The sequence below is a fragment of the Ferrovibrio sp. GW821-FHT12F09 genome (genome assembly GCF_058806775.1).
In genome coordinates this window covers 2416223-2431119 of record NZ_JBXAPZ010000001.1, presented here as the reverse complement: position 1 = coordinate 2431119, position 14897 = coordinate 2416223, and the positions used below count along the sequence as shown (strand labels likewise).

Sequence of the window (14897 nt, the reverse complement as noted above, 5' to 3'; positions counted from 1 at the left end):
CTCTTGCGTGGCCGGCCCCCATGGCAGTGTCACCTGCCCGGCTGGCGGCGGCAAGACCTTCGGCACACACCGCATTTCGGGCGATTTAAGCCTGTCGCTTTCCGCCCGGCTGGGCTAAACACCGGCCATGACGCTCTCCGCAAGACCGCCCTCTGGCGACCAGGCGATTCTCACCATCGATCTCGATGCGCTGGTCAGCAACTGGCGCCGGGTGAAGGCCATGGCGCCAGCCGCGGAATGCGCCGGCATCCTGAAGGCCGATGCCTATGGTACGGGCGCAGCCCAGGTTGGGCCCGCCCTGTATCGCGCCGGCTGCCGCCGGTTTTTCGTGGCGCATTCCGAGGAAGCCCAGGAACTGCGCGCCCTGCTGCCGGACGCCGCGACCATCCACATCCTGCACGGCCCCTCGCCCGGCCTGGAAGACGAACTGGCCGCCGCCAATCTGAGCCCGACCCTGTCCACGCCGGGGCAGATCGCCGCCTGGTCGGCCGCCGCGAGGCGGCTCGGCCGCCGCCTGCCTGCCGCGCTGCATATCGACACCGGCATGAACCGGCTGGGGCTCACGGATGCGGAAGCCGAAATCGTGGCGGCCGATCCAGCAATGCTGGACGGCATCGCCCTCGACTTCGTGATGACGCATCTGGCCTGCGCCGATGAACCGGATCACCCGGAGAATGCCCGGCAGCGCGACCGTTTCGCCCTGTGGCGCCGGCGCTTCCCGGCGCTCAAGGGCAGCCTGGCCAACTCGGCCGGCCTCTTCCTGGGTCCGGATTACCACCACGACATCCTGCGACCGGGAATCGCGCTTTACGGCGCCAATCCGCTGGGCTCGGGCGACAGCCCGCGACATACCGCCGCCCGCATGACGGAAGTGGTTCATCTGCAAGGTAAAATCCTTCAGGTCCGTTCCGTTGACAGGGGCCAGAGCGTTGGCTACGGTGCCGGCTATGTCGTTGAAAAACCGGGCCGAATTGCCACCGTGGCGGTCGGTTACGCCGACGGGTTCTCACGCGGGCTGTCCGGTCGGGGCACCGCTGTCATAAAGGGTCGCCAAGGCCATGTCCGAGTGCCAATCGCAGGCCGGGTCTCGATGGATCTGATCACACTCGACGTCTCCATGCTCGGCGATGAGGACTGCGCACCTGGCACGGCCGTCAGTCTGCTCGGCGGCGGCATCGACATCGACGAACAGGCGGATGCTGCCCGCACCAACGCCTATGAACTGCTGACCCAGCTCGGCGCGCGCTATCACCGGGTCTACAAGGGCGGCACTGCATGAACCCACTTGCGATTGTCGGCCGCGTCTTCATCGACTTCCTGAGCGCCCTTGGCCGTGTTGCCGTCTTCGCCTTCAACGGCCTGCGCCATATCGTCCTGCCGCCCTTCTACCTGCGCCTGCTGGTGCGGCAGATGATGACGATCGGCTATTTCTCGCTGCCCGTCGTGGGCCTGACCGCGCTGTTCACCGGCATGGTGCTGGCGCTGCAGATTTTCATCGGCGCCGGCCGCTTCAATGCCGAAAGCGCTGTGGCCAGCATCGTGGTGCTGGGCATCACCCGCGAACTGGGCCCGGTGCTGGGCGGCCTGATGGTTGCCGGCCGCGTGGCATCTGCTATGGCCGCTGAAATCGGAACGATGCGGGTGACCGAGCAGATCGACGCGCTGACCACGCTGTCGACCAACCCGTATAAATACCTGGTGGCGCCGCGCCTGCTGGCCGCCACGCTGTCGCTGCCGGTGCTGGTGCTGGTGGCCGATATCATCGGCGTGATGGGCGGCTACCTGATCGCCACCCACAAGCTGGGCTTCAATGCCGGCACCTACCTGAAGAACACCATCGACTTCCTGCAGACGCTGGATGTCGTTTCCGGCCTGGTCAAGGCGGCGGTGTTCGGCTTCGTCATTGCCCTGATGGGCTGCTATCACGGCTTCCATTCCAAGGGCGGCGCCCAGGGCGTCGGCAAGGCCACCACGGATGCAGTGGTCTCGGCCTCGATCCTGATCCTGGTCGCGAACTATTTCGTCACCGAACTGTTCTTTGCCGGCAAATGAACGAGCAGCCCAAAATCCTCCTGCGCGACGTGCACAAGAAGTTCGGCCGCAAGGTCGTGCTGGACGGCCTGTCGTTGGAAGTGCCGCGCGGCAAGTCGCTGGTGGTGATCGGCGGCTCGGGCACCGGCAAATCGGTGATGCTGAAATGCGTGCTGGGCCTGATCCGCCCCGACAGCGGCCAGATCCTGATCGACGGCCAGGATTCGATGAAGTTCGACAATGGCGAGCGTGAGGACGCACTGCGCAAATTCGGCATGCTGTTCCAGGGCTCGGCGCTGTTCGACTCCCTCAAGGTCTGGGAGAACGTCGCCTTTGGCCTGATCCAGGGCCGCCGCATGGCGCGCAACGAAGCCAAGGATATCGCGCTGGAAAAGCTCGGCCAGGTCGGCCTGAGCCCGGAAGTGGCCGAGCTTTCGCCCTCCGAACTGTCAGGCGGCATGCAGAAGCGCGTCGCCTTGGCCCGCGCCATCGCCGCCGAACCGGAAATCATCTTTTTCGACGAACCGACAACCGGCCTCGATCCGATCATGGCCGATGTGATCAACGACCTGATCGTGTCCTGCGTGCGCAAGCTGGGCGCCACCACCCTCAGCATCACCCATGACATGGCCAGCGCCCGCAAGATCGCCGACTACATTGCGATGATCTACAAAGGCAAGATCATCTGGCATGGCCCGGTCGAGCAGGTCGACCATTCGGGCAATGCCTATGTCGACCAGTTCATCCATGGCCGGGCCGAAGGTCCGATCCAGATGGAAATCCTGAAACCCTGATGGCGAAAGTCGTCGACTCCTTCGTCTGCCAGTCCTGCGGCGCCGCCTACCGCAAATGGCAGGGCCGCTGCGACGCCTGCGACGAATGGAACACGATTGTCCAGGAAGCCCCGAAAGTTGCAGTTCCGAAAGGCCTGTCGACTGGCAAGGGCAAGGCCATCGGCTTTGCCTCTTTAAGCGCACAGCCCGACAAGGTGGTGCGCACGATCAGCGGCATCAACGAATTCGACCGTGTTCTGGGCGGCGGCCTGGTGCCCGGCTCGGCTATCCTGATCGGCGGCGATCCCGGCATCGGCAAATCCACCATTCTGTTGCAGGCTGTCGCGCAACTTGCGCGCCGAGGCACGACTGCGCTGTATGTCTCGGGCGAAGAAGCCGTGGCGCAGATCGGCCTGCGCGCGCAGCGCTTAGGGCTCGCCGATGCACCGGTGCTGCTGTCCTCGGCGAACAGCCTGCGCGATATCCTCGCCGGCATCGACGCGGCGATGGCGCAGGCCAAGGGCGCACCGGCGGTGATCGTGATCGACTCGATCCAGACCATCTTCGCTGACAATATTGAAAGCGCGCCGGGCACCGTGAACCAGGTGCGCGCCTGCGCCCATGAACTGGTGCGCGTGGCCAAGCAATCGAATGCCTCGGTCTTCCTGGTCGGCCATGTCACCAAGGATGGCCAGATCGCCGGCCCCCGCGTGGTCGAGCATATGGTCGATACGGTGCTGTATTTCGAAGGCGAGCGCGGCCACCAGTTCCGTATCCTGCGCGCTGTGAAGAACCGCTTCGGCGCCACCGACGAGATCGGCGTGTTCAGCATGACCGATGCCGGCCTGTCCGAAGTGGCCAACCCCTCGGCCCTGTTCCTCGGCCGCTCGGACGCTGGCAAGGGCGACCCGGTGGCGGGATCGGCGATTTTCGCCGGCATGGAAGGCACGCGGCCGTTATTGGTGGAAATCCAGGCCCTGGTCGCACCCTCGCCGCTTGCGACACCACGCCGCACCGTAGTCGGCTGGGATTCGGGCCGTCTGTCCATGGTTCTGGCCGTGCTGGACGCCAGATGCGGCTTGCGTTACTCCGGCTGCGACGTCTATCTCAACGTCGCTGGCGGGCTGCGCGTGGTCGAGCCGGCCGCCGATCTGGCCGTGGCCGCCGCCCTGCTGTCCGCACTGGCCGACAGTCCGGCGCCGGACCGCACGGTGTTCTTCGGCGAGGTCAGCCTGGCCGGCGAGGTGCGTCCGGTCAGCCAGTCCGAGTCGCGGCTGAAGGAAGCCGCCAAGCTCGGCTTCGAGCATGCGGTGATGCCGGCCGGCGGCAAAAGTAAGGTAAAGGCGATCGGAACGAGCGAACTGATGCGGCTGACCGAACTGGTAGAACTCTTCCCCGGCGCCCGTGCGGCCGCCAAACGGGCCAATGCCGGACGCAACGACCGCGCCGCCTGGACCGGCGAGGAGGAATAGCCGCATGTCGTCGCTGCCGGTCAATATCGTCGACCTGATCGTCATCGCCATCCTGCTGCTTTCGGCGACGCTGGCGCTGTTCCGCGGCTTCGTGAAGGAAGTCCTGTCCATCCTCGGCTGGGTGGCGGCCCTGGCGGCCACCTACTTCTTCTTCCCCCTTGCCCGCGACCTGGCCCGCTCCTATATCGAGTCACGGATTTTCGCCGATATTGCGGCCGGCATCGCCCTGTTTCTGCCGACCCTGATTCTGTGTTCGATCCTCACGCACTGGATTTCCGAACAGGTTCGACGGGCTGCAGCGGTTTCTGCCGTGGACCGCAGCCTAGGCTTTCTGTTCGGTCTGGCGCGCGGCGCGGTGATTGTGGTGGTCGCCTGGTGGGTTGTGGACCGGCTGGTACCGGAAAACACCCGGCCGGCCTGGCTGCAGGATGCCAAAACCCGTCCTCTGGCCGAGGCGGGCTACAACTGGGCGGCGGAACTGGTCCTGCGGCAACTGGACCCGGGCCGGGCGCCGGCCAAAAAAGACTCGGGCAGACCGGTTTCAACCCCGGTTCCGACCCATACAACACCGGGCGGCGGCGCTGACTCGCGCAGCCAAACCGGCTATAAGACCGAGGAACGCCAGGGCATCGAAAGTCTGATCCGCACGCAGGACAAGCCCTGAGCGGCCGGAAGCCGGTTTTGCTTGCCCAGCATGCGTCGTGACGATGGAGCCGTTAGGAATGCAAACGAACCCCTTCGACGACGACAAACTGCACGAGGAGTGCGGCATTTTCGGCATGTTCGGCACGCCCGACGCCGCCGCCAATACCGTCCTCGGACTACATGCCCTGCAGCATCGCGGCCAGGAGGCCGCCGGCATCGTCGCCTATAACGAAGGCCGCTTTAACAGCCATCGTGCGCTGGGTCATGTGGCGCCGAATTTCTCGTCCGAGAAGGTGATCCGCGAACTGCCGGGCGACAGCGCCATCGGCCATGTGCGCTACTCCACCTCGGGCGGCACGCTGCTGCGCAACGTGCAACCGATCTACGCCGATCTGGAACTGGGCGGCATCGCGCTCGCCCATAACGGCAACCTGACCAATGCCCGTCATATCCGCGACGATCTGGTGGCCAAGGGCAGCATCTTCCAGTCCACCATGGACACCGAAGTCATTACCCATCTGGTGGCGCTGAGCCGCAAAACCACGGTGGTCGACCGGGTCGTCGACGCGCTGAAGCAGGTCGAAGGCGCCTATGCGCTGGTGGCGCTGACGCCGAAGAAGCTGATCGGCGTGCGCGACCCCTGGGGCGTGCGGCCGCTGGTGCTGGGCACCCTGAAGGGCGCGCCGATCCTGGCGTCGGAAACCTGCGCACTCGATATCCTGGGTGCCGATTTCGTGCGCGACGTCGAACCAGGTGAACTGATCGTCATCGATGCCGAGGGTATCCACAGCCACCATCCCTTCCCTCCGGTCCAGCGCCGCTTCTGCATCTTCGAATACATCTACTTCGCGCGCCCGGACTCGCAGGTCGAAGGCCTCAGCGTCTATGAATCGCGCAAGCGTATCGGCGCCGAACTCGCCCGCGAGAACCATGTGGATGCCGATGTGGTCATCCCGGTGCCGGATTCCGGTGTCCCGGCCGCCATCGGTTATGCCGCCGAGAGTGGCATCCCGTTCGAGCTGGGCATCATCCGCAATCATTATGTCGGCCGCACCTTCATCGAACCGACCGACCAGATCCGCCATCTGGGCGTCAAGCTGAAGCACAACGCCAACCGCGCCTATATCCAGGGCAAGCGGGTCATTCTGGTGGACGACTCCATCGTACGCGGCACCACCTCGACCAAGATCGTCGAGATGGTGCGCGACGCCGGCGCCAAGGAGGTGCATATGCGCATCGCCTCACCGCCGACCACGCATAGCTGCTTCTACGGTGTCGACACGCCGGAACGCAGCAAGCTGCTGGCCGCTACCCACACGGTTGAAGAAATGGCCAAGTTCATCAAAGCCGACAGCCTGGCCTTCCTGACCATGGAAGGCCTCTATCGCGCCATGGGCCGCCCGTCGCGGGATGCCGCCAAGCCGGCCTTCTGCGATGCCTGCTTCTCGGGCGACTATCCGATCGGCCTGACCGACGAGGTCAACCGCACCACCCGCGGTCCGCGCCAGCTCACCCTGCTCGCCGAGACCGGCTGACCACTCACCAAGACAGAAGAGAAGAGTTATGCGTCTTAAGGACCGCATCGCGCTGATCACCGGCGCCAGCCGCGGCATCGGTGCCGCGATTGCCAAACGCTATGCCGCCGAGGGCGCCCATGTGATCTGCGTCGCCCGCACCACCGGCGCGCTGGAAGAGCTGGACGACGAGATCAAGGCCATCGGCGGCAGCGCCACCCTGATACCGCTCGATCTGGAAAAGACCGAGATGATCGATGGCCTGGCGGCACCGCTGCTGGAGCGTTTCGGCCGCATCGATATCCTGGTCGGCAATGCCGGCATCTTTGGCCGGATGACGCCGCTGCATCAGTATCCGCCGAACCTGTGGGAACAGGTGTTCAGGCTGAATGTGCATGCCAACCAGCGCCTGATCCGCGCCGTGCATCCGCTGCTGTTCGCCGCGCCGGCCGGGCGCGCCATCTTTGTCACCTCCAGCGTCGGGCACACCGTGCGCGCCTACTGGGGCGCCTACGCGGCCTCGAAAGCCGCGCTCGAGAACCTGGTGCTGGCTTATGCCAAGGAAAACGAGAAAAGCAACATTCGCGCCAATCTGGTAGATCCCGGCGGCACGCGCACCAAGATGCGTGCGGAGGCTTATCCGGGCGAGGACGTGAACAGCGTGCCGCTGCCCGAGGAAATCACGGAAGTATTCGTTGCGCTGGGCGAAGACTCCTGCGCACGCAACGGCGAAACCCTCGCCGCCCGCGACTTCCGCAAATAGTCCGACAGATCATGTCCGAGGCCACGCCACGCCATGCCGATGTGATTGACCGTCTGCTGGCGGCGCGGCGCGGGGGGCCACTGGTCGAGGCGACCGATGCGGCAGCGCCGCTCAGCATCGCCGATGCCTATGTCATCCAGTCCGGCGTGATGCACGGACTGGGTGCGAAAGTCGGTGGCTGGAAAGTCGGACGTGCCGGTGCCGACCAGCCGCTGATCTGTTCGCCGATCCGCGCCGACCTGATCCGCGCAGCACCCGATATGCGGCAACCGGCCGAGACGCGCTTGCGTGGCCTGGAACTCGAAGTCGGCTTCCGCATCGACGGAGTCCTACCGGCCATCGACGCGCCGGACTTCATGCAGAACCTGGCTGCCGTCGTGACGCCATTGCCGGTCTTTGAAGTGGTCGACAGCCGGCTCGCCGACCCGCAGGGGGCAAGCAAGCTCTGGCAACTCGCTGATTTCCAGCTCAACGCCGGCTTGATCTATGGCCCGCCGCTGAACAAGACCTGGCGCGCGGAAGACTTCGACAGGCCGGATGTTCAGCTTGTGGCTGATGGCACGGATGTCTGCAATGGTCCCGCAACACTGAATACCAGCACGCCCTTTGGCATGCTGGCCGATCTGGTGCGCGAATGCGGTGACCGCTGCGGCGGTGTGCAACCAGGTCAGATCGTCACCACCGGCTCCTTCACCGGCCTGCGTTTCTTCAAGGCGGGTACGACACTGACCGGATCGATCCGCGGTCTGTCGCCGATCACGATGACCTTCGCGACCTGAACCGTCGACGGCATGCCCCCGTCTCGCTCCCCCGCAACCGGTATGGCGCTGGTTGCCTTTGGCGCCATCGGCTTCGGCCTGATGCCGCTCTTTGCCCGCACTGCCTATGCCGACGGCCTGCCGCCGCTGTCGCTCTTGAGCTGGCGTTTCGGCATCGCCTTCCTCTGCCTGCTGCCGTTCCTGCCCCGCCTGCTGGCCGCACGCCGCGATACGCTGGTCGCGATTCTCACCGGTGCCGGCTATATGGGCATCAACCTGTTTTACTTCCTGGCGCTGCAGCATCTCACCGTCGCACTGACGGTGTTGATCCTGTTCACCTACCCCCTGTTTGTCATCCTGATCGGCTGGCTGTTCTTCCATGAACGGCTGACCTGGCCCACGGCAAGCGCCGCAGCGCTGGTGCTGGTGGCGGCGATCCTCATTCTTGCCCCGGCAGGCCTCGGCAGCGATCTCAATCTTCTGGCGGTCGGCATGGCTTTCATTCCGCCTTTTGGCTACGCCATCTTCGTGCATGTTGCGGCGAAACGACTGAGCCGTGTGGCAATCCCGGTGCGGCTCGGCGGCGTCTTCCTCGGTGGCCTGCTCGCCATGCTGGCGCTCGGACTGATCCTGGATGGGCATATTGCCATGCCGGTCTCGGCCGGTGGCTGGGGCGCGACCGTCGGCCTTGCCATCGTCAGCACCGTAGGCGCATTGGGGTTGCTGCTGTACGGCGCCCCGATCGCCGGCGCCGAACGCACCGCGATTGCCGGCGCCAGCGAACTGGTGACAGCACTGATCGTCGGTGTGGTGGCCTATGGCGAAAAGCTGGATACCACCATGATTGCCGGCGCCGCGATGATTGTGGGGGCCATCCTCCTGGCCAGCCGCACATCCAGCGAATAAATTACGACAAAAATTTGTATAAAAACGACATTAACATTTTGATTTGATATAATAATGCCAGCCGCTTAGTCTCGCCTCCGCAGGTAATCCAGGGAGGAAGTCCATGCGTGCCCCGACATTCATTCTGGCGGTTGTCACCGTCATTGCCGCCAGTAGCGCGGCCTCCGCGCAGCAGCGCACCGCAGCCATCAGCGATACGGCCCTTGCCGTCCAAACCTGCAACGTGTGCCACGGCAGCGCATCGTATATCTCGCCCACCATGCCGCCTATTCGTGGCGCGGATGCCAATGCGATCTATACCTCGCTGATCGAATTCAAGACCGACAAACGCCCTTACACGATCATGGGCCGCATCGCGCGCGGCTATTCCGACGAGCAGCTGAAAGCGCTTGCCGATTATCTGTCGAAGAACTGAGCGGGAGACCAGCCATGACCACTTTCTCTCGTCGTCAGATTCTCGCCGCCGGCGCCGCGTCTGCAGCAGCTTTCGGTCTGCCCCATATCGCCAGTGCGCAAAGCGCAGCGGGCCGCGTCGTCGTTATCGGCGGCGGCTTTGGCGGCGCCACGGCAGCGCGTTACATCAAGCTGTTTGCCCCAGAGACCGATGTGGTTCTGGTGGAGCGCGATGCCACCTACATCACCTGCCCGTTCTCGAACTACGTTCTGGCCGGCATCCGTGACATCAACAGCATCACCCATCGCCGCGATCCGCTGCGCCAGCGCTATGGTGTGCGACTGGTCCGCGGCGAAGCCAACGCCGTGGATACCAACGCCCGTCAGGTGCGTCTGAAGGATGGCAGCGTGCTGCCTTATGACAGGCTGGTTGTCGCGCCAGGCATCGAGCTGAATTACGCTGGCGTCGCCGGCTACAGCGAGCAGGCTGCCAACAGCACCATGCCGCATGCCTGGAAGGCCGGTACGCAGACCCTGCTGTTGCGCAAGCAGCTGGAAGCCATGCCCGATGGCGGCACCGTGATCGTCGCGCCACCCGCCAACCCGTTCCGTTGCCCACCCGGGCCGTATGAGCGCGTCAGCATGATCGCCTGGTATCTGAAGGCGAAGAAGCCGAAGTCGAAGATCCTGGTGCTGGATGCCAAGGATGCATTCTCCAAGCAGGGCCTGTTCATGGCCGGCTGGGAAAGCCAGTATCCCGGCATGATCACCTGGGTCGCCGGCAAGGATGGCGGCAAGGTGGAGAGCGTCGATCCCAAGGGCATGACGGTGACGGCCGGCTTCGGCAAGGAGAAAGGCGCAGTCATCAACGTCATCCCGCCGCAGACGGCGGGCAAGATCGCACTAGACGCCGGTCTGGCCGAAAGCAATGGCTGGTGCGCCGTCGATCCGGCGACCTTCGCCTCGCGCAAGGCAGCCAATGTTTATGTGCTGGGCGATGCCTCGATTGCCGGCGCCATGCCGAAATCCGGCACGGCGGCAAACAGCCAGGCCAAGGTGGTGGCCGCGAATATCGTGTCGTCCCTGCACGGCACCACGCCGCCAGCCACGGTCTTCCACAACACCTGCTACAGCCTGGTGACACCGGATTACGGCATCTCGGTCACCGGCACCTATCGGCCGGGTCCGCAGGGCGTGGCGGAGGTGCCGAATTCCGGTGGCGTTTCCCCGGGCAACGCCAATGCGGCCCAGCGCAAGTCGGAAGCCGATTTCACGCTGGGCTGGTATGCCGGCATCATCGCCGACAGCTTCGGCTGAAATCCCTGCTGTCGCTGAAAAAGAAAAACCCCGGGGCCAAGAAGGCTCCGGGGTCTCAGTTGGGAACTACGAGGGTCATCCCTCGACGCTGACCCGCAAACTATTCCATAGCCGGCCGGAGCTTTACTGTGACCATGGTCACAGGCCAGGTCCACGCTAGTTCAGCTCGCTTCTGCAAGCTGCGCGAGCAATGTGTCACCATGGCGCCGGACCAGGGTCAGGCGGAATCCTTCAGCTTCCGGCAGATGCCGCTCCAGCTGACGCTTGGCCGCCGCCTGTGTGGCGGCCTGCACCTGATAAAGGCGTCCGTTCAGCCAGTGCCGTGCATGATGGTCCGGATCGGTTTCGCCATGGGATTCGGTGTCGTGCTGCACCAGGAATTCCCATACCGCGCCGCCGGGATCGAAATTCTCGGTCGGGGTGACGCAATAAACGAAAGGCAGCGGTTCGGTATCATGACGATGCCGCACGGCAGCCAGTTCCTTCTCCGTATCGGCCAGCTTGCGCTGCGCCTCCTCGATCTTCTGCGTGGCTTCCGATGTCTTGATGCTGGCAGCCTCGGTGGAATCCTTCAGGTGTTCGATCTGCGTCTGCGCCATCCGTGCGCGACTGGCGACGACGGCCCAGGCCTCGCGGGCCCGCTCCATGGCCAGATTACCGACCAGCAGGATCAGCGCCAGGTTTGCGGCCAGCACCAGAAGATAGGTCAGCGTCATGAAGTCGAGATCAAACATCGGCGCGCTTCACCCGTCCCTTGAAGGGTTGAATCGATAACACCGAGGCATCCTTGCTGAAACGCTGGCGGCAGAGTTGCTGCGCCGTCTCGGCATTGACACCCCACATCACCATGCGGCCGGTGCGATAGCCCTCTGCATTGGTCGGGACCGTGCCCATGCCATTGAACATGGCGTGCTTGCGATGCAGCAGCAGTTTGACATACCAGCCGGGGCTGCCGGCGAGCGGCTTACCCACTTCAAAGAGGGTGTTGTTGTGCGGATCCTGCAGCGCGGCCTCGGCATAACGCAGGCTCTGCAGCTCCCGGGCGATACCGAGATACTGGCTCTCGACCGCCATCAGTTCCTTGTTTTTTTCTTCCAGCCGGCCGGCCTGTTCCTGGTAGCTGCGCCGCGCCAGATCGCCCAGGGTGCTCAGGCGCCCCAGATCGAAGCGGCTCATAGCGATATTGCGCACCAGCGCCGAAAGGGCATCTCCGCCGATGCCTACGGCAAGCAGCAGGATCATCCCCGGGATCGTGGCTATAGCGATATCGATAACGGCCATGGGAAATCTATTAAGGTGTTTGTCCGATCTGTTACCAGTTTAATACTAGTAACAGTTGTTTACTCCTTAAGGTGAAATTGAATTCTCATCAATTCTCTCTTCGATTGCTTATTAACAAAAATACTTATTAATATCATATAGTTATGAAAATGCTGCAGCCGCTTGCCTTTCACCGGGTCTGCGCTTTTTCTAATGCACTTCCTGCTTCCTGCCCTCCTTCTCCACGGACACCTCCCCCATGACATCGCTGTTCGATTCGTACCGCCTCGGCAAGCTCCAGCTTTCCAACCGCATTGCCATGGCGCCGCTGACGCGCAACCGCGCCATACCCGGCAGCAATGTGCCGACAGACCTGATGGCCGAGTATTACGCCCAGCGCGCCACGGCCGGACTGATCATCGCCGAAGCGACCCAGGTGGTTCCTGAAGGCCAGGGCTACCAGGATACGCCCGGCATCCACTCCGCAGAGCAGGTTGCCGGCTGGAAGCGGGTCACAGATGCCGTGCATGCCAAAGGCGGCCACATCTTCCTGCAGCTCTGGCATGTCGGCCGCATCAGCCATGTGTCGCTGCAGCCCAATGGCCAGGCCCCAGTCGCCCCTTCAGCCATCCGCGCGAAGACCAAGACCTTCGTCGGCGGCACCTTCACGGATGTTTCCGAGCCGCGCGCCCTGCAGCTGGAGGAACTTCCGGGCATCGTAGCCGGTTATCGCCAGGGTGCCGCCAATGCCATCGCTGCCGGCTTTGACGGTGTCGAGCTGCATGGCGCCAATGGCTATCTGCTGGACCAGTTCCTGCGCAATGGCATCAACCAGCGCACGGATGCCTATGGCGGCAGCATCGAGAACCGTGCCCGCCTGCTGCTGGAATCCGCCGCTGCCGTGGTCGAGGAGATCGGTGCCGAGCGTACGGGCATCCGCATCTCACCGGTGACTCCGGCCAATGATGCCAGCGACAGCGATCCGCAACCGCTGTTCAATCATGTGGTGGAACAGCTCGACCGCCTCAATCTGGTCTATGTGCATGTGATCGAAGGCTCGACCGGAGCCGACCGCGATTTCGGCGCCGGTTTCGATTACGGCGCGCTGCGCAGCCGCTTCCGCAACACCTGGATTACCAATAACGGCTATACACCCGACATGGCTGCCGAGGCCGTGACCAGCGGCCGGGCCGACATGGTGGCCTTTGGCCGGCCCTTCATCAGCAATCCCGATCTGGTCGAGCGCCTGCGCCTCAAAGCACCACTGGCGCCGCTCAATCGCGCCACGCTCTATGGCGGCGGCGCCGAAGGCTATACGGACTACCCTGCGTTGGGTGTAGCTGCGGAGTAAACTGCACGCTTACCTCGATCACCGAAGCTTGAGACCGGGTGTGGCTGCGCGGGGCTGGACGTTCACGATACTGTAGCGTCCAACCACGGAGGCTTCATGACCAGCGCGTTCCGGCTGCCCGTCCCGCGTCTGCTGTCGCTGGCAACCGCAGTCCCGGATTTCGACCTGCCGCAAGCGGAAGTGGCGCGCCGCGCTGGCGAGATTTTCGCGCCGATGGTCAGCGACTTCCAGCGCCTCGCACCGGTCTACCGCAATGCCGAGATCGAACATCGGCATTCCTGCGTGCCGATCGACTGGTACACGGCACCACACAGCTTCGCAGAGCGCAACGCCCTGTTCCTCGACAATGCCGTCGCGTTGCTGGCGACGGCCGCGCAGGATGCGATTGAAACCGCCGGCCTGCAAGCCAGCGAGATCGATATGCTGGTGACCGTCTGCTCGTCAGGCATCGCCACGCCCAGCCTGGATGCCCGCCTGATGCAGCGGCTGGCCTTCCGCAGCGATGTGCAGCGCCTGCCGATCTTCGGTCTGGGCTGCGCCGGTGGCGTGCTGGGCCTGTCACGGGCGGCCGCCATGGCCAGGGCACAGCCGCAGGCCCGCATTTTGTTCCTGGCTGTCGAACTCTGCGGCCTCACCTTCCGCCATCAGGACCGGTCGAAAAGTAACATCGTGGCCACGGCGCTGTTCGGCGATGGCGCTGCGGCCGCGGTGATCTGCACCAGCCAGCATGCCGACCGGCCATCGATCGGTGCCGGTGCCGAACATACATGGCCCGATACCCTGGATGTGATGGGCTGGGATGTGCTGGACGATGGCCTGAAAGTCGTCTTCTCCGGCAACATCCCGGATCTGGTTCGCCATGACCTGCGCCCGGTGATTGATCGCTTCCTCGATGCACAGGGCATCGCCGCCGATGAAATCGCCGGCTATCTCTGCCACCCTGGCGGTGCAAAGGTACTGGATGCACTGGAAGCCTGCCTCGATCTGCCGGCGGGCAGCATGCGATATGCGCGCGATACCCTGCGCCACCATGGCAACATGTCATCCGTCACCGTGCTGTTTGTACTGCAGGCGGCGATGACCGGCGGCGCGCGCGGTCGTCACCTGATGACAGCCCTGGGGCCCGGCTTCACTGCGGCCTTGCAGATGATTGACCTGCCATGACCGTATTACAGGCCGTGCTGACCTTCGTGGTCATTCAGCGTCTGGCCGAGCTGGCCTGGTCGGCACGCAACACACGACGCCTGCTGGCCCGCGGCGCGCAGGAGATCGCGCCGGCACATTACCCGCTATTCGTGGTCCTGCATGCATCATGGCTGATCGCCCTCGCCACAACCGTACCCGCGGAAACACCGCCGTCATGGCCGCTGCTTGGCCTCTTTGCCCTGCTGCAGGGTTTGCGGATCTGGGTGGTTGCAACACTGGGGACGTACTGGACCACGCGGATCATCACCCTGCCCGATGCACCGCTGGTGCGGCATGGCCCCTTCCGCTTTCTCAGGCATCCGAATTACGCGGTGGTGGTTGCCGAGATCGCCGTACTGCCGCTGGCCTTCGGTGCCTGGCAGATCGCACTGCTATGGTCGATATTGAACGGCCTGCTGCTGCGTCATCGCATCCGCATCGAAGAATCCGCGCTGCAGCGTCGCCGCGACCTGGCATAAACACCGCATAAACTCGAGCTCGATATGCATGCCAACCATGCAGAAGCTGC

At 63.9% G+C, this 14897-nt stretch carries 16 protein-coding genes; 14 read left to right on the top strand and 2 right to left on the bottom strand.

Annotated features, from left to right (window positions below; all coding sequences use genetic code 11):
* Positions 1 to 127 precede the first annotated feature (127 nt).
* The 11 genes from alr to AC1ROB_RS12035 all read left to right on the top strand — a co-directional run bounded on the left by alr (position 128) and on the right by AC1ROB_RS12035 (position 10572).
* Positions 128 to 1279 (top strand): alanine racemase, encoded by a 1152-nt coding sequence (alr, locus tag AC1ROB_RS12085; protein WP_492970919.1) that lies wholly within the window; start codon positions 128 to 130, stop codon positions 1277 to 1279.
* Positions 1276 to 2052 (top strand): MlaE family ABC transporter permease, encoded by a 777-nt coding sequence (locus tag AC1ROB_RS12080; protein ID WP_492970920.1) that lies wholly within the window; start codon positions 1276 to 1278, stop codon positions 2050 to 2052. Before alr ends, AC1ROB_RS12080 begins: the two co-directional genes overlap by 4 nt.
* On the top strand, positions 2049 to 2825 hold the full coding sequence (locus AC1ROB_RS12075; protein WP_492970921.1) for an ABC transporter ATP-binding protein: 777 nt from the start codon (positions 2049 to 2051) through the stop codon (positions 2823 to 2825). Before AC1ROB_RS12080 ends, AC1ROB_RS12075 begins: the two co-directional genes overlap by 4 nt.
* On the top strand, positions 2825 to 4276 hold the full coding sequence (radA, locus tag AC1ROB_RS12070; protein WP_492970922.1) for a DNA repair protein RadA: 1452 nt from the start codon (positions 2825 to 2827) through the stop codon (positions 4274 to 4276). The genes AC1ROB_RS12075 and radA overlap by 1 nt, the downstream gene beginning before the upstream one ends.
* Positions 4277 to 4280: 4 nt before the next feature.
* A complete protein-coding gene (locus AC1ROB_RS12065) occupies positions 4281 to 4940 on the top strand; it encodes a CvpA family protein (RefSeq protein WP_492970923.1) in 660 nt (219 codons plus the stop codon).
* A gap of 58 nt (positions 4941 to 4998) precedes the next feature.
* On the top strand, positions 4999 to 6456 hold the full coding sequence (gene purF / locus AC1ROB_RS12060) for an amidophosphoribosyltransferase (RefSeq protein WP_492970924.1): 1458 nt from the start codon (positions 4999 to 5001) through the stop codon (positions 6454 to 6456).
* Between the two features lie 28 nt (positions 6457 to 6484).
* Complete coding sequence (locus tag AC1ROB_RS12055) at positions 6485 to 7198, top strand: SDR family NAD(P)-dependent oxidoreductase (protein ID WP_492970925.1); 714 nt, start codon at positions 6485 to 6487, stop codon at positions 7196 to 7198.
* 11 nt (positions 7199 to 7209) lie between these two features.
* On the top strand, positions 7210 to 7977 hold the full coding sequence (locus AC1ROB_RS12050; RefSeq protein ID WP_492970926.1) for a hypothetical protein: 768 nt from the start codon (positions 7210 to 7212) through the stop codon (positions 7975 to 7977).
* Positions 7978 to 8019: 42 nt separating this feature from the next.
* Positions 8020 to 8862 carry a DMT family transporter gene (locus AC1ROB_RS12045; protein ID WP_492970927.1) on the top strand — a complete coding sequence of 281 codons (843 nt, stop codon included), beginning with the start codon at positions 8020 to 8022 and terminating at the stop codon, positions 8860 to 8862.
* 103 nt (positions 8863 to 8965) lie between these two features.
* Positions 8966 to 9277 (top strand): c-type cytochrome, encoded by a 312-nt coding sequence (locus tag AC1ROB_RS12040; protein ID WP_492970928.1) that lies wholly within the window; start codon positions 8966 to 8968, stop codon positions 9275 to 9277.
* 14 nt (positions 9278 to 9291) lie between these two features.
* Positions 9292 to 10572, top strand: a complete 1281-nt coding sequence (locus tag AC1ROB_RS12035; RefSeq protein ID WP_492970929.1) for an FCSD flavin-binding domain-containing protein — start codon at positions 9292 to 9294, stop codon at positions 10570 to 10572.
* A 161-nt stretch (positions 10573 to 10733) separates the two neighbouring features.
* Here AC1ROB_RS12035 and AC1ROB_RS12030 read toward each other — a convergent pair whose 3' ends face one another.
* Both AC1ROB_RS12030 and AC1ROB_RS12025 read right to left on the bottom strand, forming a co-directional pair.
* Positions 10734 to 11306: a hypothetical protein gene (locus tag AC1ROB_RS12030; RefSeq protein WP_492970930.1), complete on the bottom strand. Its 573-nt coding sequence runs from the start codon at positions 11304 to 11306 to the stop codon at positions 10734 to 10736.
* Positions 11299 to 11853 (bottom strand): hypothetical protein, encoded by a 555-nt coding sequence (locus AC1ROB_RS12025; RefSeq protein ID WP_492970931.1) that lies wholly within the window; start codon positions 11851 to 11853, stop codon positions 11299 to 11301. The genes AC1ROB_RS12030 and AC1ROB_RS12025 overlap by 8 nt, the downstream gene beginning before the upstream one ends.
* A gap of 238 nt (positions 11854 to 12091) precedes the next feature.
* Here AC1ROB_RS12025 and AC1ROB_RS12020 point away from each other — a divergent pair, with 238 nt between their 5' ends.
* The 3 genes from AC1ROB_RS12020 to AC1ROB_RS12010 all read left to right on the top strand — a co-directional run bounded on the left by AC1ROB_RS12020 (position 12092) and on the right by AC1ROB_RS12010 (position 14847).
* Entirely contained in the window at positions 12092 to 13183 is a 1092-nt protein-coding gene (locus AC1ROB_RS12020) for an alkene reductase (RefSeq protein WP_492970932.1), read from the top strand.
* Between the two features lie 96 nt (positions 13184 to 13279).
* Positions 13280 to 14347 (top strand): type III polyketide synthase, encoded by a 1068-nt coding sequence (locus tag AC1ROB_RS12015; protein WP_492970933.1) that lies wholly within the window; start codon positions 13280 to 13282, stop codon positions 14345 to 14347.
* Entirely contained in the window at positions 14344 to 14847 is a 504-nt protein-coding gene (locus tag AC1ROB_RS12010) for an isoprenylcysteine carboxyl methyltransferase family protein (protein ID WP_492970934.1), read from the top strand. The genes AC1ROB_RS12015 and AC1ROB_RS12010 overlap by 4 nt, the downstream gene beginning before the upstream one ends.
* Positions 14848 to 14897 lie beyond the last annotated feature (50 nt).